Genomic DNA, 19,772 nt, shown 5'->3' with positions numbered 1-19,772 from the left:
GCCCTGAACGCCTTAAGCACGCAGCCCGTCTGCGACTAAAAAACGCATCTGCACCATCATCAACAGTCCCTGCGGCCACTAAAAAGCCCCCATCAACATCTGCTGACGGGGGCTTTTTAGTGATCAATGTCTAGTGAATTACAGCTCAGCCGCGCGCGCCTCATCACGTTGGGCTAAGCGCCCTGCACTGGTCTTGGGCTTGATCAGGCTGAAATCGATCAGACTCTTAGGCTGCGCGGGGTTGCCGATCAGTAGCGGCATTGCTTGGAAGTCACTGCTCACCACGCTCTTGTGCGCGTCGTACTCATCAAAGCTCAGGCCGGTCAAGTCGGCCCAGGTGTGGATAAAGTGCGATGAGCTGTACGGCCGCGACAGCGTGGCGGTGAAGTCACGGGGTTGCTGCGCCTGCCACTGGGGCGAATTCCACAAGATAAACGGCACGGTGTACATCGGGCTGGTCGGCGCGGCCTCGTTACGGCCCAGCACGTCGGGCTTGGGTGCATCGAATACCGCTTCGCCGTGATCAGAGAGGTAGAGCAACATGCCATTGGCCTGCGCGCCTGCTAAATCCTTGATCAAGCTGGCCACCACATGGTCGTTATACAGCACCGCGTTGTCGTAGCTGTTATAGGTCGGCAGCTGATCATCCGTAACATTGGCCGGGACACCAGCACGGTCCGTAAAGCGTTCGAACTCAGGCGGATAGCGGTACTGGTAGCTCATGTGCGTGCCCAACAGGTGCACCACAATAAATTTGCGCGGCGCGCCATCGGCCAGCACCCTGGCAAAAGGCGCCAGCACGTCACCGTCATACTGGCGGGCGTTCTGTTCACGGTTATTGTTCAGGTAAAACTGCTCATCTGCCTGCTCAGAAAAGGTCGTGAGCATGGTGTTGCGCTTGGTCATGGTCTGCTGGTTGGTGATCCAGTAGGTCTTGTAGCCTGCCTGCTTCATCAAGTTGATCACCGATGGCGTGGTCAGGTAGCGCTCGGGGTGCTCCTGATCGGCAAAGGTCAGCACCTGCTGCAAGGCTTCGATGGTGTAAGGACGCGGGGTCACCACGTTATCGAACACCTGCAACTGATCGCGCAGTGCATCCAGTTCCGGCGTGGTCGCACGCGGGTAACCATACAGGCTCATGCGCTGACGGTTGGTCGACTCACCAATCACCAAAACCAACGTGGCGGGCTGACCCGCATGGACATCCTGCAAGTTAGCCAAGGGCGGGATGCTGGCGTTCTCAGCCAACAGCACCTGCATATTGGCCAGTTGCTCACTGTAATTCTTGTAGCCCACCGCCAACTGCCAAGGCGTGGCCGCTTCAATGCGCTGAGCAAAGTTATCAAAGCCTGCCTGCCAGCTGTCGTGTTTAGTGAACTGGCGCAGCGCCGGATAGCCCACCGAGACGAACACCGCCAAGGCAGCCGCAAACAATGCGCCAGGACGCGACAGGTAAACCGGACGCACCTTGCGCCACAGCAGCCAACCGCCCAGGCCATAGGCCGCGAAGGCTGGCAGCATCCACCAGGCGAAATACTGAATCAGGTACTCGCGGCTCTCATTCATGTTCGATTCGAACATGATAAAAATCACGCTCTGCGAGAACTCCTGACCGTAGACCAAGAAGTAGCCAAAACTGCCCAACGAGCACAGCCACAGCAGCGAGCCAATCACCGCCGCCAACTGTCGGGCGCGGGCCGGCCACAGCAACAAGGGCACCAGCCACAACGCGCTGACCAAAAATGCCTGACGAAAGCCGGAAAACCCCGCCGTACCGGTCAGCTGAATCAATAACTGGGTAACGCCGGAGAAATACCAGAAGAATAAAAAAGCCCAGCCTAACCCAGCCCAATCCACGCGCTGGCGCGGCGACGCTTGCAATGTTGCAGACATGGCGACCTCATGACATCTAAATAACTGAGGCCTTTATGCCAGATATCCTGTGAAAATTCCGTAAACCACCCCGGCTCAGTGAGCAACTTTTTGCCCACCCAAGAAAAAGCCCCCGCCGGCTCTCGCCGGCGGGGGCTTTTCAGTTAGCTAGAACTGGATCAGTTCTTGGCTTTCTTGGCAGCGCGGGTACGCTCGCCTTCGTCGAGGATCTTCTTACGCAGACGGATCGACTTCGGCGTCACTTCACACAGCTCGTCGTCCTGGATGAATTCCAGAGCCTGTTCCAGGGTGAAGCGAACAGGTGGAACCAGAGCGATGGTTTCGTCTTTACCCGAAGCACGCATGTTGTCGAGCTTCTTGCCCTTGGTAGGGTTAACGCCCATGTCGGTATCACGGCTGTTCAGACCGACGATCTGACCGTTGTAGATTTCCTGACCGTGCTCAACAAACAGCTTGCCGCGTGCTTGCAGGGTTTCCAGGGAGTAGGTCAGTGCCTTGCCGGTTTCAACCGAAACCAGTACGCCGTTCTGACGACCGGACATCTGGCCCGACTTCATGGTGTCGTAGCGATCGAAGATCGAGGTCAGGATGCCAGCACCGTTGGTCAGGGTCAGGAACTGGTTACGGAAACCGATCAGACCACGCGCAGGGATGTTGTATTCCAGACGTACACGGCCTTTGCCATCCGGCACCATGTTGGTCAGGTCGCCTTTACGCAGACCCATCTCTTCCATGACCTTGCCCTGGGACTCTTCCGGGGTGTCGATGGTGACGTTTTCGAACGGTTCCTGCTTCACGCCGTCGACCGTACGGATGATCACTTCCGGACGACCCACACCCATTTCGAAGCCTTCGCGACGCATGGTTTCGATCAGTACCGAGAGGTGCAGTTCACCACGGCCGGAGACCTTGAACTTGTCAGCGCTGTCGCCTTCTTCAACACGCAGGGCCACGTTGTACAGCAGCTCTTTGTCCAGACGCTCTTTGATGTTACGGCTGGTGACGAACTTGCCTTCTTTACCACAGAACGGCGAATCGTTGACCTGGAAGGTCATGGATACGGTCGGCTCGTCGACGGTCAGCGGCTTCATCGCCTCAACATGGTTGATGTCGCACAGGGTGTCGGAGATGAACAGCGAGTCCATACCGCTGACGCAAACGATATCGCCCGCGCCGGCTTCTTCAACGTCTACACGGTGCAGGCCATGGTGACCCATCAGCTTGAGGATACGGCCGTTACGCTTCTTGCCGTCAACGTCGATCGCCACAACTGGGGTGTTCGGCTTGACCTTGCCACGCGCAATACGGCCAACGCCGATGATGCCGAGGAAGCTGTTGTAGTCCAGTGCGGAGATTTGCATCTGGAACGGACCATCAACGTCAACGGCCGGGGCCGGTACGTTGTCGACGATGGACTGGTACAGCGGGGTCATGTCTTCAGCCATCTCGGTGTGGTCAAGACCAGCAATACCGTTCAGGGCCGAGGCGTAGACGACTTTGAAGTCCAGCTGCTCTTCGGTCGCGCCAAGGTTGTCGAACAGGTCGAAGATCTGGTCCAGAACCCAGTCAGGACGCGCGCCCGGACGGTCAATCTTGTTGATCACTACGATCGGGCGCAGGCCGGCTTCGAAGGCCTTTTTGGTCACGAAGCGGGTTTGCGGCATTGGGCCGTCTTGGGCGTCAACCACCAGCAGCACGGAGTCAACCATCGACATCACGCGCTCTACTTCACCACCGAAGTCGGCGTGACCGGGGGTGTCGACGATGTTGATGTGGTAGCCGCCCCAGTTGATCGCGGTGTTCTTGGCAAGAATGGTAATGCCGCGCTCTTTTTCCTGGTCGTTGCTGTCCATCACGCGCTCGTCGTTGAGCTCGCCGCGCTCCAGGGTGCCGGATTGACGCAGTAGGGCATCAACCAGGGTCGTCTTACCATGGTCAACGTGGGCAATGATGGCGATGTTGCGTAGTTTCTCGATCACGTGTGTATCTCAATCAGAGGATTCGGTGTGCCGCCTAGTGTAGGGGCGAGTATTAACTAAATGCGATTTCTGCTCGGCGGCGTAAAAGCCTGCTTCACGCCGCCGGTATGTCGGGAGGGCGATGGCGAATGCTACCGCCATTCAACCCGGGCGTCTTATGTCGGACGATAAACGCGCACATTGGCATGCCCCTCGCTCAACAGGTGGTGGGCATGCAAACGACTCATGACGCCCTTATCGCAATACAACAGGTATTGCCGCGCGTCATCCAGCTCTTTAAAGCGGCTGTTCAACGCATAGAAGGGCAGCGCTTGCACCTCTATACCCGGCAGTTCGAGTGGCTGCTCTTCGGTGTTATCCGGATGACGGATATCGATGATGACCTGGCCGGCCAGCGCTTCGCTGACCTCCTCAACCTTAACGTCCTTGCCCAGCTCGTCGATCACTTTGTCGATCGGCAGCAAGGTCGCGCGCTCCAGAGCGCGGTCGAGGACCGCCATGTCGAACTGGCCTTCTTCATGCTCGACACGCGGCTTCTTCGCCCGGGTGGTCGGGTTGACCGAAATCACCCCGCAGTATTCCGGCATGTGCTTGGCAAACTCGGCGGTGCCGATCTGCGTGGCGGTGTCGATGATGTCTTGTTTATGGCTGGCCAGCAGCGGACGCAGCACCAGCATATCGGTGGCCGAGTCGATTACCGCAAGGTTGGTCAAGGTCTGGCTGGAGACCTGGGAGATCGCCTCACCGGTCACCAGCGCCTCAATCTGCAGGCGCTCAGCCATGCGTGTAGCAGCGCGCAGCATCATGCGCTTGAGGATCACGCCCATGTGGCTGTTATCGACCTTGCCGAGAATCTCGCCGAGCACTTCCTCGAACGGCACGCTGATAAACAGCACGCGCTGCGAGCTGCCGTATTTTTGCCAGAGGTAGTGCGCCACTTCCATCACACCCAGCTCGTGAGCACGGCCGCCGAGGTTGAAGAAGCAGAAATGCGTGACCAGACCGCGGCGCATCATCTGGTAGGCGGCAACGGTGGAGTCGAAACCACCGCTCATCAACACCAGGCTCTGTTCCAACGAGCCCAGTGGATAACCGCCCAACCCTTGGTGCTGGTGATGAATCACGAACAGGCGCTGGTCGCGGATCTCCATGCGCACCACAACGTCAGGGTCTTTCAGCGAAATACCGGCCGCGCCGCACTGCTGACGCAGTTGGCTGCCGACATAGCGCTCGATATCCATGGAGCTGAACGCATGTTTGCCGGCGCGCTTGCAGCGTACGGCGAAGATTTTTCCAGGCAATTGATCGGCGAAGTGCTGTTTGCACTTTGCCAGCACGTCATCGAGGTCACCCAGTGGGTATTCGTCGACCTGCAAAAAATGCGTGATGCCCGGCGTGCAACTCAGGCGCTCGATCATCGCCTGCAGGGTCTTCGGCTCACTGATCAGGGTTTCGACTTCCAGGTTGTCCCATACACCGCTGACCTGCAGCTGTGGATCGAACTCACGCAAAACCGAACGAATGTTCTTCGCCAGCTGCCGGATAAAGTGCTTACGCACTGGCCGACTTTTAATGGTGATTTCTGGGAAGACTTTAACGATCAGTTTCATGAAAACTATGAGTGCCGAGGCCGCGAAAAAACAGGGGCGCGGATTATAGCGGAAATTGCTCACGCTTTGATCAAAAATCCTCACACCACCCATCAGCGCACTATTTGTGTGCATTACGCAAATACAGCGAACCATAAAGGTGCGCATATTACCTAAACAGCACCTAGCAACCGCCGCGAGCCCTGACTTTCAGGGCGCCCACCCAATTCCGTGCACTGGCATGCAATTTGCTCCCTTGTGAGGCAAGGTACGCCGACGGACTATGCCGGCGCGCCGTACCATATTATTGAGGGGCTCAGCATTCGAGCCTTAGCCACCTGGAGGACAGCATGTCGAAGTCGATTCAACTTATTAAAGAACACGACGTGAAGTGGGTTGACCTGCGCTTCACTGACATTCGCGGCAAGCAGCACCACATCAGCATGCCAGCACGCGACGCACTGGACGAAGACTTCTTCGAAGTCGGCAAGATGTTCGACGGCTCCTCCATCGAAGGCTGGAAAGGCATCGAAGCCTCCGACATGATTCTGCTGCCGGATGACAGCTCTGCGGTACTGGACCCATTCACCGAAGAGCCCACTCTGATTCTGGTGTGCGATGTGATTGAGCCGTCTACCATGCAGGGCTACGAGCGCGACCCACGCGCCATTGCCAAGCGTGCCGAAGAGTTCCTGAAGACCACCGGCATCGGCGACACCGTATTTGTTGGTCCAGAGCCTGAGTTCTTCATCTTCGACTCCGTTAAGTTCAAGTCGGACATGTCTGGCTCGATGTTCAAGATTTTCTCCGAACAGGCCTCGTGGAACAGCGACGCTGATACCGAAGGCCGCCAGGGCAACAATGGCCACCGCATCGGCGTGAAAGGCGGCTACCTGCCGACTCCACCAGCCGACTCGGATCACGAAATCCGTACCGCCATGTGCAACGCTCTGGAAGAAATGGGCCAGATCGTTGAAGTGCACCACCATGAAGTAGCCCCTGGCCAGAACGAAATCGGGGTGAAATTCAACACTTTGGTTGCCAAAGCTGACGAAGTGCAGACCCTCAAGTACTGCGTACACAACGTCGCCGAAGCTTACGGCCGCACTGCCACCTTTATGCCGAAGCCGCTGTATGGCGACAACGGTTCAGGCATGCACGTACACATGTCCATCGCCAAAGATGGCAAGAACACCTTCGCCGGTGAAGGCTATGCGGGCCTGTCCGACACTGCCCTGTACTTCGTTGGCGGCATCATCAAGCATGGCAAGGCGCTGAACGCGCTGACCAACCCGTCCACCAACTCCTACAAGCGCCTGGTGCCAGGCTTCGAAGCGCCAGTGATGCTGGCTTACTCGGCACGCAATCGCTCGGCATCGATCCGTATTCCTTACGTCGCCAGCCCGCGCGGCCGTCGTATCGAAGCACGCTTCCCAGACCCGGCAGCCAACCCGTATCTGGCATTCGCTGCTCTGCTGATGGCAGGTATCGACGGTATCCAGAATAAGATTCACCCTGGCGATGCTGCCGACAAGAACCTCTACGACCTGCCACCGGAAGAGTCCAAGCTGATTCCGCAAGTGTGCGGCAGCCTGAAAGAAGCACTGGAAGCACTGGAAGCCGACCACGACTTCCTGCTCAAGGGAAACGTCTTCACCAAGGACTTCTTGGAATCCTTCACCGAGCTGAAATCGGAAGAAGAAGTTAAGGTTCGCACCTTCGTACACCCGCTGGAATATGACCTGTACTACAGCGTCTAACACCGCACGCAACACAAGAGGCCACCTTCGGGTGGCCTTTTTGCATCTGTATTCTGCCCACTGCCAAGCACCCAGCGCCTTTAAGCCCGATGTTTTCTGCGCCGGTATACGCCACACCATCTGCGCGCTTGCCAGGGCGCCTAAGCAGTGCAACGCTTAGGGCACATTAACTGGGAGAGTCCGGCATGCGCCCTCTACTCATCTGCCTACTGCTGAGCCTGGCATTGCCGGCCAGTGCACAGATCTACAAATACACCGACGCCAATGGCAACACGGTATTCACCGACCAGCCGCCAGAAGGCCAAGCGACAGAAAGTATCGCGCTACCCGCCACCAATAGCGTATCGATGCCAGTGCCCAGCGCTCCAGCTGCACCGCCAACCGACAACACCCTTGAAAAGGCGGCGCCTTACAGCACCTTGCAGCTGACGGGCCTACCCACGGATGAGGCCATGCGCGCCAACAATGGCACCTTCAGCGTCGGGTGACGATAGAGCCGCGCCTGGCCAATAATCACCGTCTGCGCCTGCTGCTCGATGGCAAGCCCTATGGCCAGCCGAGCAACGTGCCGCGCCTGCAAGTCAGTAATGCCGACCGCGGCGAGCACAGCCTGGCCGTGGAAGTGCTAAGCGGCGAGCAGTCGATCCAGCAAAGCGCCACCACCACCTTTACCGTGCAACGGGTCAACACCAGCAGCCCGGCCCTGCGACCGCCAGCACCTACGCCAAAACCCAAACCGGCGCCCTAACCTATGCGCAACCTGTTGTTCTGCGGCCTGATGCTGCTGGCCCTGCCCTCCCTGGCGCAGGTCTATACCTATGTAGACGCCGAAGGGAATCGCGTTTTCACTGACAAACCCAAGTCGGGCAATGCCGAGCGCGTCGAGCTGGCGCCGAGCAACTCAATGCCGGCGATCCAGACACCCACCGCCACCCAGGTTGTAAGCACCCCACCAGAACCGGCGCAGCGTTACAGCCTGCTGCGTATTCTGGTACCGCAGCCCGACGCCACCATCCGCGACAGCGCCGGCAACCTGATTGTCAGCATCAACAGCGAGCCCGGCCTGTTTACGCAGCACAGCTATCGCCTGCTACTGGACGGCAAACCCGTGGGCGAAGTGGGCAGCAGCCCAGTGTTCCCGCTGGAGAATATCGACCGCGGCACTCATCAACTGGCGGTGGAAGTTATTGACCAGGCAGGTCGCATCATCGAGCGCACGCCCACTCAACCCTTCCATATGCAGCGCATTTCCCTGGCGCAGAAGCGTAAGGCCAATCCCTGCAAAAAAGCGGATTACGGCGTACGCCCGGAATGCCCGCTGAAGGACAAGCCACCGGAAAAGAAAGACATCCCTTTCGTTCCGTTCATCTAACAGACCAGGGCGCACCAAACCAGTGCGCATATTGCCCGGCATTTCTATACTCTCCCTGTTTTGGGTCGCGTCATACGGCCCCGCTGCGCTGAAAAGCAGCTAATTTCCGGCATCCCACGGCCAAACACGCTTCTTTTCGGGGCTTTGGTTTGCTTCTTGCATTTTCCAGCTGCATTGCTGGAACCCAAGGGTCTGCTGACATCCACTATGATCATCAACGACGCACTGCATCGCCTGCTACTGGACAACCTGACCACTGCCACGCTGCTGCTCAACGACGACCTGCGCCTTGAGTACATGAACCCGGCAGCGGAGATGCTCCTCGCCGTCAGCGGCCAGCGCAGCCATGGCCAGTTCATCAGTGAGCTGTTTACCGAGTCCAGCGAAGCGCTGAGTGCGCTGCGCCAGTCCGTACAGAACGCTCATCCGTTCAACAAACGCGAAGCCGTGCTGACCTCGGTTAACGGCCAGACGCTGACCGTCGACTACGCCGTGACCCCGGTCCTCAGCTGTGGGGAAACCCTGCTGCTGCTTGAAGTGCACCCGCGCGACCGCCTGCTGCGCATCACCAAGGAAGAGGCGCAGCTGTCCAAGCAGGAAACCACCAAAATGCTGGTGCGCGGCTTGGCCCATGAAATCAAGAACCCCCTCGGTGGCATCCGCGGCGCCGCGCAGTTACTGGCCCGCCAACTGCCCGAAGAGAGCCTCAAGGATTACACCAATGTGATCATCGAGGAGGCCGACCGCCTGCGTAATCTGGTGGACCGCATGCTCGGCTCGAACAAGCTGCCATCGCTGGCCATGACCAATGTGCATGAAGTACTAGAGCGCGTATGCAGCCTGGTAGAGGCCGAAAGCCAAGGCAGCATCATTTTGGTGCGTGACTACGACCCGAGCATTCCGGATGTGCTGATCGACCGCGAGCAGATGATCCAGGCGGTGCTGAACATCGTACGCAATGCCATGCAGGCACTCGCCGCGCAAAGCGACCTGCGCCTGGGGCGCATCACCTTGCGTACCCGCACATTGCGCCAGTTCACCATTGGCCATTGTCGCCATCGCCTGGTAACCAAGATCGAGATCATCGATAACGGCCCCGGCATCCCCGCCGAACTGCAAGAAACCATCTTCTACCCCATGGTCAGCGGGCGTGCCGACGGCACCGGGCTGGGCCTGGCCATTACCCAGAACATCATTAGCCAGCACCAAGGCCTGATCGAGTGCGAGAGCCATCCTGGCCATACCGTGTTCTCGATCTTCCTGCCACTGGAACAAGGAGTAACGCCTTCATGAGCAGCAGTGAAACCGTCTGGATTGTCGATGACGACCGCTCTATCCGCTGGGTCCTGGAAAAGGCTCTGCAACAGGAAGGCATGACCACCCAGAGTTTTGACAGCGCCGACGGCGTCCTCAGCCGCCTGGCGCGGCAGCAGCCCGATGTCATCCTCTCCGACATCCGCATGCCCGGCGCCAGCGGCCTAGAGCTACTGGCGCGCATTCGTGAGATGCACCCGCGCCTGCCCGTGATCATTATGACCGCGCACTCCGACCTCGACAGCGCAGTGGCCTCCTATCAGGGCGGTGCGTTTGAATACCTGCCCAAGCCATTCGACGTTGACGAAGCCGTCGCCCTGGTCAAGCGCGCCAACCAGCACGCCCAGGAGCAGCAAGGCCTTAGCGTACCGGTCGAGCAGCCCCCCACGCCGGAGATCATCGGTGAAGCACCGGCAATGCAGGAGGTGTTCCGCGCCATCGGCCGCCTCTCACACTCCAACATCACCGTGCTGATTAACGGCGAGTCCGGCACGGGTAAGGAGCTGGTCGCTCACGCCCTGCACCGCCACAGCCCGCGGGCAGCCTCACCGTTTATCGCCCTGAACATGGCGGCGATTCCCAAAGACCTGATGGAGTCCGAGCTGTTCGGCCATGAAAAAGGCGCCTTTACCGGCGCGGCCAATCAACGTCGCGGGCGCTTCGAGCAGGCCGACGGCGGCACCCTGTTTCTCGACGAAATCGGCGACATGCCGGCCGACACGCAAACCCGCCTGCTGCGCGTACTGGCAGATGGCGAGTTCTACCGGGTCGGTGGTCACACCCCGGTCAAAGTAGATGTGCGCATCATCGCCGCCACCCACCAGAACCTGGAAATACTGGTGCAGGCCGGCAAGTTCCGCGAAGACCTGTTCCACCGCCTCAACGTGATTCGCATCCACATCCCACGCCTGTCTGATCGCCGTGAAGACATCCCCACCCTGGCGCGGCACTTCCTTAGCCGCGCTGCGTTGGAGCTGGCAGTTGAACCAAAACTGCTGAAAAGTGAAACCGAAAACTACCTGGCGCAGCTGCCTTGGCCAGGCAATGTGCGCCAACTGGAAAACACCTGCCGCTGGATTACCGTCATGGCCTCAGGCCGTGAGGTGCATGTCGGCGACCTACCGCCCGAGCTGCTCAGCCAGCCACAGGAAAACGCCCCTGCCAGCAGCTGGGAACAGGGCTTGCGGCAGTGGGCCGAGCAGGCACTGGGCCGCGGCCAATCCAACCTGCTGGATACGGCAGTGCCGGCCTTTGAGCGGATCATGATCGAAACCGCCCTCAAGCACACCGCCGGCCGCCGCCGCGACGCGGCCGTTCTGCTCGGCTGGGGGCGCAACACCCTGACGCGTAAGATCAAAGAGCTGGGCATGAACGTCGACAGCAGTGATGACGAGGATGGCGACGACTGAATCGCCGCCACGCCGCGCAACATACAAACGGGCCCACTAACAGGGCCCGTTTTCATTACGGCGGCAATTACACCCAGCGTGCATCAAAGCAATGCATGCGCACCGCTGCGCTGCACAGCAGCGGTTCAAACACCACCGCTCACGCGCCGCACAAACCGCCCTATACCGCCTTAAACCCAGTATTTACAAGGCCTGCAGCCAACGTAATAAAACTGGCACACAGTCTGCATATACTCATGCAATCCCAGTTTCGGGGACCTTGGTACAGGCAGGCCGGGGAATCCCCTCTTTTATTGCTCCACCAGGCTGACCAGCAGCCGCCAGCGCCCGCCCACCTCTTCAGCGCGCCACTCGCCGCGCAAAGGACGGGCCGCCAGCACTCGCAACACCAAATCCTTTCTTTCGCGCTGCAACCGCCAATTAGCCAAGCGCCCCTGCACCTGTAATTGGCCTTGTTGTTCGCGGCCAAAACTCTCTAGCCGCAGGATAAAAACGCCCCCCGTATGCTCTTCGCGCGGCACCGGTTCGACGTTGAACCACAGTTCAAGACCCTGCTCACGCACCTCAACGCGCTCCAGCCAGAGCGGGTCTGGCTGAAAAAGCCGACCGATCATCAACCCGATCAAAAAACCAAATAACGCCAACGAACCAATCACCCGCACCCACGGACGTGGCCGCGGGTCTGTAGAATACTGCTCGCCTTCAAGCTCGGAGCCGCGCATGTTTCACGTCATCCTTTTTCAACCGGAAATTCCACCGAATACCGGCAACATTATCAGGCTCTGCGCCAACAGCGGCTGCCACCTGCACCTGATCGAGCCTCTGGGCTTCGACCTGGATGACAAACGCCTGCGCCGCGCCGGCCTGGACTATCACGAATACGCCACGTTGCAGCGCCACGCCGACCTCGACAGCTGCCTGGAAAGCCTCGGTCAGCCGCGTGTATTCGCGTTCACTACCAAGGGCTCACAGCCGTTCCATCAGGTCAGCTATCAACCCGGCGATGCCTTCCTGTTCGGCCCGGAAAGCCGCGGCCTGCCCCAGGAGGTGCGCGACAACCTGCCGCCCGAGCAACGCGTGCGCCTGCCAATGCGCGACGGCTGCCGCAGCCTCAACCTCTCCAATACCGTTGCTGTGGCAGTTTATGAGGCCTGGCGCCAGCATGAGTTCGCCATGCCCGAGGTGACTACCGTAGCGCCGCAGGAATAGGCCGCCTTATTTTGACTGCCAATAAAAAAGCGCCCTAAGGCGCTTTTTTATTGCATGGCAGCGGCTCAGTGAGCAACGGCTGGCGCAGCGGCCTGCTGCATGCGCTGCAGTTCTTGTGCGTACAGCGCATCGAAGTTCACCGGGGCCAGCATCAGCGCCGGAAAAGAACCCCGCACCACCAGGCTGTCCAACGTCTCGCGGGCATACGGGAAGAGGATGTTCGGGCAGAACGCACCGAGGGTATGGCTCATCGACGCGGCGTCCAAACCCTGGATCAGGAAGATCCCGGCCTGCTGCACTTCGGCAATAAACGCCGTCTCTTCACCGTTTTTCACGGTAACCGAGAGCGTCAGCACCACTTCGTGGAAGTCACCGTCCAAGGACTTCTGGCGAGTGTTGAGGTCCATGGCGACACTCGGCGTCCACTCTTGGCGGAAAATCTCCGGGCTCTTCGGCGCTTCAAAGGACAGGTCACGCACGTAGATGCGCTGCAGGGAGAATTGCGGGTTCTGTTCGCCCTGAGCGGCGCCGTTGCTAGCTTGTTCTGTCATGGCAAAGCCTTCTTGTCGTTAGGTACGGATAAACAGGGGAGTTAAACCTTGAGCAGCGCGTCGAGCTTGCCGGCGCGCTCCAGGGCATACAGGTCATCGCAGCCGCCCACATGGGTGGTGCCAATCCAAATTTGCGGCACCGAGGTCTGCCGTGCCTTGCGGGTCATTTCCGCACGCACGTCCGGCTGACCATCAACCTTGATTTCTTCGAACGCCACGCCCTTCTTCGCCAACAGTTGCTTGGCGCGGGTGCAATACGGGCACCAATCGCTGGAGTAGATGACGACAGGCTTCATCTCACTTCACCAGCGGCAGGTTGTCGCCACGCCAGCTGGCAATGCCACCCGACAGTTTGGCGGCAGTGAAACCGGCCTTTTTCAGATCACGGCAAACCGTGCCGGCATGCTGACCCATGGCGTCGACCACGATCAGTGTCTTGGCCTTGTGCTTGTCCAGCTCAACCATACGGCCAACCAGCTTTTCGTAGGGGATATTCAGCGCGCCGACGATATGCCCGGCAGAAAAATCCTTCTGCCCGCGAATATCCAGCACCACGCCCTGATCGCTGTTAACCAGCGCAGTCAGCTCGCGGCTGCTCAGGCTCTGCCCGCCCTTACGCGCTTCAGTGAAGATCAGCAGTGCAAGCACGGTCACAAACAACCCGCTCAGTACGTAGTGAGTAGTGGCAAATTCAATCAAGTTGGCGAGCATTGTGAGGTTCCGGGGCGGTAAGTCGGGTAGGGATAGGCCATTGCTGGCCCATCCCCCCTAAGAACCGTACGTGCGGCTTTCACCGCATACGGCTCAAGCTTACGAAAAACCAAGTAGCTTGGCCGGCAACGCACGGAGTGTTGCGTCGGATTCTACAGCTATAAGCCGCTGAATCGTAGAGTTACCTCTTGGCGCTGGCTGTGAACCAGCGCATGGCAGTTGGGATGAAGCAGGGTGCGATTACGTAAAGTATCCGAGCCGCCGTCCACACGCCGTATGACGTGGTGATCGTGCCAGCCCGTTTCCTTACTCACCGCTTGCCCGCAAAGGGCACAAAGCCCCTTTTGTCTGCGGAAGATACTGAGTATTTGCCCCCGATAACGCAGCTTGTGCTGCATCCGTTGAACCCTCAGCGCCTCCCACTTCAGCTCGTGCGCCACATCATAGGGGTTGTAAGCCCCGGGTAGACGCTTGTGACGCACGATTGCGGTTCCCGCCAACAGGTATAGCCGGCGGTACTGCTTTTCTCCCTTACCATTCTTGTAGGGGTACGCGAACACCCAGCTCTGCCCGACTATGGATCGGAAGTATTTATTCCTGATCCAATCAGCCGACTTCCTTGGATGCCTACGTTTCGCCCACCTCCAGATTCGCCAAAAGATCAGATGATCCAGCCTGCTGAAGGTTTGTTTTGCCACGACCGGGGAGTGGTATTGTGCCCACCCCTTCAGTACCGGGTTCAGTTGGCCGATCAACGCTTCCTGCGTCAGTGCCCCACTACTTTTGATGATCTCGCGCACCTTCCGATACAACGCCGAGGCGTTCTTCTTCGAGGGCTTGATCAGCAGCTTGGCCTTCCTGCGTGGTGACTTCGGCACGTACTTCCTGAAATTCCACCCCAAGAAATCGAATCCCTGGTGAATGTGCGTGATGCGCGTTTTCTCCCGAGATAACTCAACCCCTCGTACTGACAGGAATTGCTCTACCCAGGGCTTGACCTCTTCCTCCAGCAGCTCTTTCGAGGCCGCCAGGATCACGAAGTCGTCCGCATACCGTACACACTGCACCTTGGTCTTCTCGGCCTTCTTGATGCCTAGCTTCTTCGCCAGATGACGTTTCAGCTGAGTTTCCAGACCGTTCAGAGTGGCATTGGCCAGACAGGGCGAAATAATTCCACCCTGCGGCGTCCCGGCTTCCGTTGCCATGAGTTGTCGCCGGTCGATAACCCCGGCTTTTAACCACTTGCGCAGTACCTTCGTGTCCATCGGGACATTCCGACACAGCCATTCGTGGTTGATGTTGTCGAAGAAGCCCTTGATGTCGCCTTCCAGAATCCAGACCGGTGCCGTTTGCGGCGACAGCAGGTGGAAAAGCTCAACCATTGCGTCAGCAGTCGAACGATCCGGGCGAAATCCATAGGACTTCGGATCGCTGGTGCTTTCGATTACAGGCTCCAACGCTTGCAGATGCAGCGCCTGCATGGCCCGATCCAACATCGTCGGGATACCCAGCGGGCGCCTCTCATGCTTACCGGGTTTCGGTATCCAGACCCGCCGTAGCGGTTTGGGTCGATAACCCCGTTGTTTCGACAGACTTCCCACAGCACGGAGCTTGGCCTGGGGCGATCCCCAGGTTTCTCCATCGACGCCCGGAGTCTTACGACCCCGATTCTCCGTGACTCGTCGTACAGCCAAACAGCGGCCGTAAAACGAATAGGTCAGCATCCGTTGCAGGCGTTTAACCCTGCGCCAGTTACCTTCCTGTGTTGCCTGCGCAATCTTTAGCTGCGTTTTCCGAACGGCTTGCTGAATGGTGGCCCAATCAAGATCGTGCCAGTTCATCACTCCGCCGGAGGGCGCAGACGCGACCGGTGTTGCTGGTTGCGTTTTCATACAGTCCTCCTGAGATGAACGACATTCAGGACGGACTACTCCCCTATGGGCAGTAGTCGCCCATAGGGTCGTTTGGTTATCGCTGGAATCAGCGGCTCTTCTTGCGCTCGTAAACCAGATGCACGTCAGCCAGGGTTGCCCCTGCCGGTGATGTTTCAACCGGTATGCTACCCATTACAGGCAGCCATTCGCTTCTTGCATCCTCCCATTCCCCACACCCATCAGCGCCCCTTGCGGTTTGCCTGCCTGACCATGTTGTTGCTGGTCAGGCGAGTGGTCGGGATTGCCACGTTCCCCGAGTCGCATCTATTCCCCGTTTAGGCTTCGTCTTTCCCCCGGCAGCGGTGTGGTACCGCACCGCATAACATCACTGCGATGACCGGCTGCATTGCCATTTTGGCTAGGGCCAATAATTGCCGTAGGCCCATCACTGGTTACGAGGGTTCAGGCGACGATTCACATGCGTTAGCCATGCGGGTTGGGTCATTAGCCTCGTTACGTCCGTGCAATTCGGACGTAAAGCGTTCTCCGTCACCGGATAACACCCTCATAAGAGCGAGACATTGTTAATCGGGCTTCACACCCCAGGGTTGGCCCCTGACGCATGCCGATCTAATGAACTGGCAGGTACATGCCAGGCTCGGTACTTCCTGTGCCAGCGAAGTTGAGCAATGCGATTCGGAGCTTTTCGCTCCGTGCTTGGTTCAACATCCCCCCAACGTCTCACGACGGTGAATTGGCTCACTGCCAGACGTGCGAGGATGTGTTCTGCCCGGAGGGCAAATTCACCCTCGGGTCAGACATTTTTAGTAACAATTCGATGAGGTCTGAACGTTACTATCCTGTTTCTGTAACCGCTCATTGACCCATTTTAGGGTTTGAACAGATACAGCTTTTGTTATCCATCCCCGCCAAAACGAAGCGTTTCCAGGGTGTGGATTAACCAGGCTGAGCCGGTTTGTTGAATGCTTTTTCTGGCTTCAAACCCCCTGATAGCAAGGGATTAAGGTGCCTAGGCGCATTAACCAAACCAAGCACGACCCGTTCAACGTGTCGCACAATGTCGGCCAGTATACACAGCCACACAGGCCGGCCAAACCCCGCCCGACGGTGACGTTTGCGCCACTTGGCCGTAAAATGCCGAGTCTTTTTCGCCCCTCACGCAGAGCGAGCCAGCTTTATGAGCGCCACGCCCAAACCCCTGGTACTGATCATCCTTGATGGCTTCGGCCACAGTGACAGCCCCGAATCCAACGCCATCATGGCGGCCAACACGCCGGTCTACGACCACCTGCGCGCCACCCAGCCCAATGGTTTGATCTCAGGCAGCGGCATGGATGTCGGCCTGCCGGACGGCCAGATGGGCAATTCCGAGGTCGGTCATATGAACCTCGGCGCGGGCCGCGTGGTGTACCAAGACTTCACCCGGGTGACCAAAGCCATTCGTGATGGCGACTTCTTCACCAACCCAACCATCACCACGGCGGTGGACAAGGCCGTTAGCGCCGGTAAGGCCGTGCACATCCTCGGCTTACTCTCAGAAGGCGGCGTACACAGCCATCAGGACCACCTTGTGGCCATGGCTGAGCTGGCCGCCCAGCGCGGCGCAGAGAAAATCTACCTGCATGCGTTTCTCGATGGTCGCGACACCCCGCCACGCAGTGCGCAACCGTCCATCGAGCTGCTCGATGCGGCTTTCGCCAAACTGGGCAAGGGCCGCATCGCCAGCCTGATCGGCCGCTACTTTGCCATGGACCGCGACAATCGCTGGGACCGTGTCGAGCAAGCCTATCAACTGCTCGTCGACGGCAACGGCCAGTTCAACGCGGCCACTGCAGTCGAGGGCCTGAGCGCGGCCTACGCCCGCGACGAAAGCGACGAGTTCGTCAAAGCCACCACCATCGGCGAGCCGGTGCAGATGGAAGACGGCGATGCCGTGGTGTTTATGAACTTCCGCGCTGACCGCGCCCGTGAACTGACCCGCGCCTTTGTCGAGCCCGGCTTCAAGGAGTTCGAACGCCCGCGCGTCCCGCAACTGGCCGACTTCGTCATGCTCACCCAATACGCCGCCAGCATCCCGACGCCCAGCGCCTACAAGCCAGAAGCGCTAACCAACGTGCTCGGCGAATACCTGGCGAATAACGGCAAAACCCAGCTGCGCATCGCCGAAACCGAGAAGTATGCCCACGTCACCTTCTTCTTCTCAGGCGGCCGTGAAGAACCCTTTGCCGGCGAAGAACGCATTCTGATTCCCTCGCCGAACGTCGCCACCTACGACCTGCAGCCGCAAATGAGCGCACCGGAGGTCACCGACAAAATCGTCGATGCCATCGAACACCAGCGTTATGACGTGATCATCGTCAACTATGCCAACGGCGACATGGTCGGCCACACCGGCGTGTTCGCCGCCGCCGTAGCCGCCGTGGAATGCCTGGACAGCTGTGTCGGCCGCATCGTCGCCGCGCTGGACAAGGTCGGTGGCGAAGCGCTGATCACCGCCGACCATGGCAACGTCGAGCAAATGGCCGACGAGAGCACTGGCCAGGCCCACACCGCGCACACCTGCGAGCCGGTACCGTTCATCTATGTCGGCAAACGCCCAGCGACTATCCGCCCGGGCGGCGTGCTGGCAGACGTGGCGCCGACCCTACTGACCCTGATGGGCCTGCCAGTACCCGCGGAAATGACCGGCACCAGCATTGTCGAACTGAAATAACCCTGTACTCCGCAGGTCAGGCGCAACGCCTGGCCTGCGAGCTGTAGCAACGTGACGTTGACCATGGCTCCAAGCCATTTTTTAGGCATACTAGGCACGTCCTTCATTCAGGTGCTGCCAGCCCCATGTTTCGTGCCCTCGCTCTTATTTTCCTGACCCTCCTGCTGACGCCTGCCATTGCCGACGAGAAGAGCGATGCGCAGAAGAAACTGGACGCCGCCCGCGCCGATATCAGCGAGCTCAAGCAACTGCTGGAGAAGCTGCAGCTGGAGAAATCTGGCGTGCAGAAAAACCTGAAAAAAACCGAAAGCGAAATGGGCCAGCTAGAAAAGCAGGTCAACGGTTTGCAGCAGGACCTGAAAAAGAGCGAAGAGGAAATCCAGCGCCTCGATAGCGAGAAAAAAAAACTCGAGGGCGCGCGCCTTGAGCAACAACGCCTGATCGGTATCCAGGCTCGCGCCGCTTACCAGAGCGGCCGCCAGGAATACGTCAAGCTGCTGCTCAATCAGCAAAACCCGGAAAAATTCTCGCGCACCCTGACCTACTACGATTACCTCAGCGAAGCGCGCATGGAACAACTCACCGCCTTCAATGAAACCCTGCGCCAGCTCGCCAATGTCGAGTTGGACATCGTCAACCAGCAAACCCAGCTGCTCGAACAGAAGAGCGCCCTGGATGGACGCCGCGAACAACTCGCCAGCGTACGCAAAGAACGTCAGCTGGCCCTGGCCAAACTGAGCAAGGAATTCTCTGCCCGCGACCAGAAGCTCAAAGCCCGCCAGCAGGAACAAGCCAACTTGGCGCGGGTGCTGAAAACCATCGAAGCCACCCTCGCCCGCCAGGCTCGCGAAGCTGAAGCCGCGCGCCAGCAAGCCCTGCTCGCCGAACGCGAAGCACCGCGCAGTAGCACTAATCCCGCGCCGACGGGTCCATTGGTGAGTTCCGGCGCCAGCTTCGGCGGGCCATTCGCCAAAGCCCGCGGCAAGCTGCCCTGGCCGGTCAATGGCCGCCTTGTGGCCCGCTACGGCACGCCTCGCGGCGGTGATGCGCGCACCAAATGGGACGGCGTACTGATCGGCGCCACTGCCGGCAGCCAGGTGCATGCGGTGCATGGCGGGCGCGTAGTCTTTGCCGACTGGTTGCGCGGGGCCGGGCTTCTGGTCATTCTCGACCATGGCAACGGTTACTTGAGCCTCTATGGGCATAACCAAAGCCTGCTCAAAGACGCCGGTGACGTGGTCAAAGCCGGCGAAGCCATCTCCACCGTAGGCAACAGCGGCGGCCAAGATAGCTCGGCGCTGTATTTCGCAATTCGCCAGCAGGGCCGCCCGATTGACCCCGCACAATGGTGCCGCGCACAAGGATAAGTGCCGCGTT

General features: G+C 59.0%; 15 protein-coding genes and 1 pseudogene. 8 read left to right on the top strand and 8 right to left on the bottom strand.

Annotated elements, in window-relative coordinates; translation table 11 throughout:
- Positions 1 to 138 precede the first annotated feature (138 nt).
- The 3 genes from cptA to thiI all read right to left on the bottom strand — a co-directional run bounded on the left by cptA (position 139) and on the right by thiI (position 5,482).
- Positions 139 to 1,893 (bottom strand): phosphoethanolamine transferase CptA, encoded by a 1,755-nt coding sequence (cptA, locus tag ACEPAJ_RS05190; RefSeq protein ID WP_425913925.1) that lies wholly within the window; start codon positions 1,891 to 1,893, stop codon positions 139 to 141.
- Positions 1,894 to 2,051: 158 nt separating this feature from the next.
- Positions 2,052 to 3,872: a translational GTPase TypA gene (gene typA / locus ACEPAJ_RS05185; protein WP_425913924.1), complete on the bottom strand. Its 1,821-nt coding sequence runs from the start codon at positions 3,870 to 3,872 to the stop codon at positions 2,052 to 2,054.
- Between the two features lie 155 nt (positions 3,873 to 4,027).
- Entirely contained in the window at positions 4,028 to 5,482 is a 1,455-nt protein-coding gene (gene thiI / locus ACEPAJ_RS05180; RefSeq protein ID WP_425913923.1) for a tRNA uracil 4-sulfurtransferase ThiI, read from the bottom strand.
- 329 nt (positions 5,483 to 5,811) lie between these two features.
- On the opposite strand from thiI, the gene glnA reads away from it, so the two are divergent.
- The 5 genes and pseudogenes from glnA to ntrC all read left to right on the top strand — a co-directional run bounded on the left by glnA (position 5,812) and on the right by ntrC (position 11,316).
- Complete coding sequence (glnA, locus tag ACEPAJ_RS05175; protein WP_322949915.1) at positions 5,812 to 7,221, top strand: type I glutamate--ammonia ligase; 1,410 nt, start codon at positions 5,812 to 5,814, stop codon at positions 7,219 to 7,221.
- 185 nt (positions 7,222 to 7,406) lie between these two features.
- Positions 7,407 to 7,969: pseudogene (locus ACEPAJ_RS05170) on the top strand (DUF4124 domain-containing protein).
- A 3-nt stretch (positions 7,970 to 7,972) separates the two neighbouring features.
- On the top strand, positions 7,973 to 8,593 hold the full coding sequence (locus tag ACEPAJ_RS05165) for a DUF4124 domain-containing protein (RefSeq protein ID WP_322949919.1): 621 nt from the start codon (positions 7,973 to 7,975) through the stop codon (positions 8,591 to 8,593).
- A 207-nt stretch (positions 8,594 to 8,800) separates the two neighbouring features.
- A complete protein-coding gene (glnL, locus tag ACEPAJ_RS05160; RefSeq protein WP_411912072.1) occupies positions 8,801 to 9,886 on the top strand; it encodes a nitrogen regulation protein NR(II) in 1,086 nt (361 codons plus the stop codon).
- Positions 9,883 to 11,316, top strand: a complete 1,434-nt coding sequence (gene ntrC, locus ACEPAJ_RS05155) for a nitrogen regulation protein NR(I) (protein ID WP_425913920.1) — start codon at positions 9,883 to 9,885, stop codon at positions 11,314 to 11,316. The genes glnL and ntrC overlap by 4 nt, the downstream gene beginning before the upstream one ends.
- Positions 11,317 to 11,606: 290 nt before the next feature.
- Here the strand turns inward: ntrC and ACEPAJ_RS05150 are convergent, their stop codons facing one another.
- The gene (locus ACEPAJ_RS05150) at positions 11,607 to 12,038 is read right to left on the bottom strand and encodes a hypothetical protein (RefSeq protein WP_425913919.1); all 432 of its coding nucleotides are present in this window, start codon (positions 12,036 to 12,038) and stop codon (positions 11,607 to 11,609) included.
- On the opposite strand from ACEPAJ_RS05150, the gene trmL reads away from it, so the two are divergent.
- Entirely contained in the window at positions 12,037 to 12,525 is a 489-nt protein-coding gene (trmL, locus tag ACEPAJ_RS05145) for a tRNA (uridine(34)/cytosine(34)/5-carboxymethylaminomethyluridine(34)-2'-O)-methyltransferase TrmL (RefSeq protein ID WP_425913918.1), read from the top strand. The two genes, ACEPAJ_RS05150 and trmL, sit on opposite strands and share 2 nt — an antisense overlap.
- Positions 12,526 to 12,590: 65 nt before the next feature.
- On the opposite strand, the gene secB is transcribed toward trmL, so the two are convergent.
- From secB to ltrA, 4 genes are all read right to left on the bottom strand, one after another.
- Positions 12,591 to 13,076: a protein-export chaperone SecB gene (gene secB / locus ACEPAJ_RS05140; protein WP_274087630.1), complete on the bottom strand. Its 486-nt coding sequence runs from the start codon at positions 13,074 to 13,076 to the stop codon at positions 12,591 to 12,593.
- A 41-nt stretch (positions 13,077 to 13,117) separates the two neighbouring features.
- Positions 13,118 to 13,372 (bottom strand): glutaredoxin 3, encoded by a 255-nt coding sequence (grxC, locus tag ACEPAJ_RS05135; RefSeq protein WP_425913916.1) that lies wholly within the window; start codon positions 13,370 to 13,372, stop codon positions 13,118 to 13,120.
- Position 13,373: 1 nt separating this feature from the next.
- Positions 13,374 to 13,787, bottom strand: coding sequence for a rhodanese-like domain-containing protein (locus ACEPAJ_RS05130; RefSeq protein WP_090244262.1), 414 nt, complete (start codon positions 13,785 to 13,787; stop codon positions 13,374 to 13,376).
- Positions 13,788 to 13,945: 158 nt separating this feature from the next.
- Positions 13,946 to 15,679 (bottom strand): group II intron reverse transcriptase/maturase, encoded by a 1,734-nt coding sequence (gene ltrA / locus ACEPAJ_RS05125; RefSeq protein WP_425913914.1) that lies wholly within the window; start codon positions 15,677 to 15,679, stop codon positions 13,946 to 13,948.
- Between the two features lie 1,180 nt (positions 15,680 to 16,859).
- Between ltrA and gpmI the strand changes: the two genes are divergently transcribed.
- Positions 16,860 to 18,395, top strand: coding sequence for a 2,3-bisphosphoglycerate-independent phosphoglycerate mutase (gpmI, locus tag ACEPAJ_RS05120; RefSeq protein WP_425913913.1), 1,536 nt, complete (start codon positions 16,860 to 16,862; stop codon positions 18,393 to 18,395).
- A gap of 125 nt (positions 18,396 to 18,520) precedes the next feature.
- A complete protein-coding gene (locus tag ACEPAJ_RS05115) occupies positions 18,521 to 19,762 on the top strand; it encodes a murein hydrolase activator EnvC family protein (RefSeq protein ID WP_425913912.1) in 1,242 nt (413 codons plus the stop codon).
- The last annotated feature ends 10 nt before the right edge of the window (positions 19,763 to 19,772 follow it).

The sequence above is a fragment of the Pseudomonas sp. GWSMS-1 genome, assembly GCF_049847425.1.
Classification (GTDB): Bacteria; Pseudomonadota; Gammaproteobacteria; order Pseudomonadales; family Pseudomonadaceae; genus Aquipseudomonas.
This window is presented reverse-complemented; position numbering and strand designations above follow the sequence as displayed.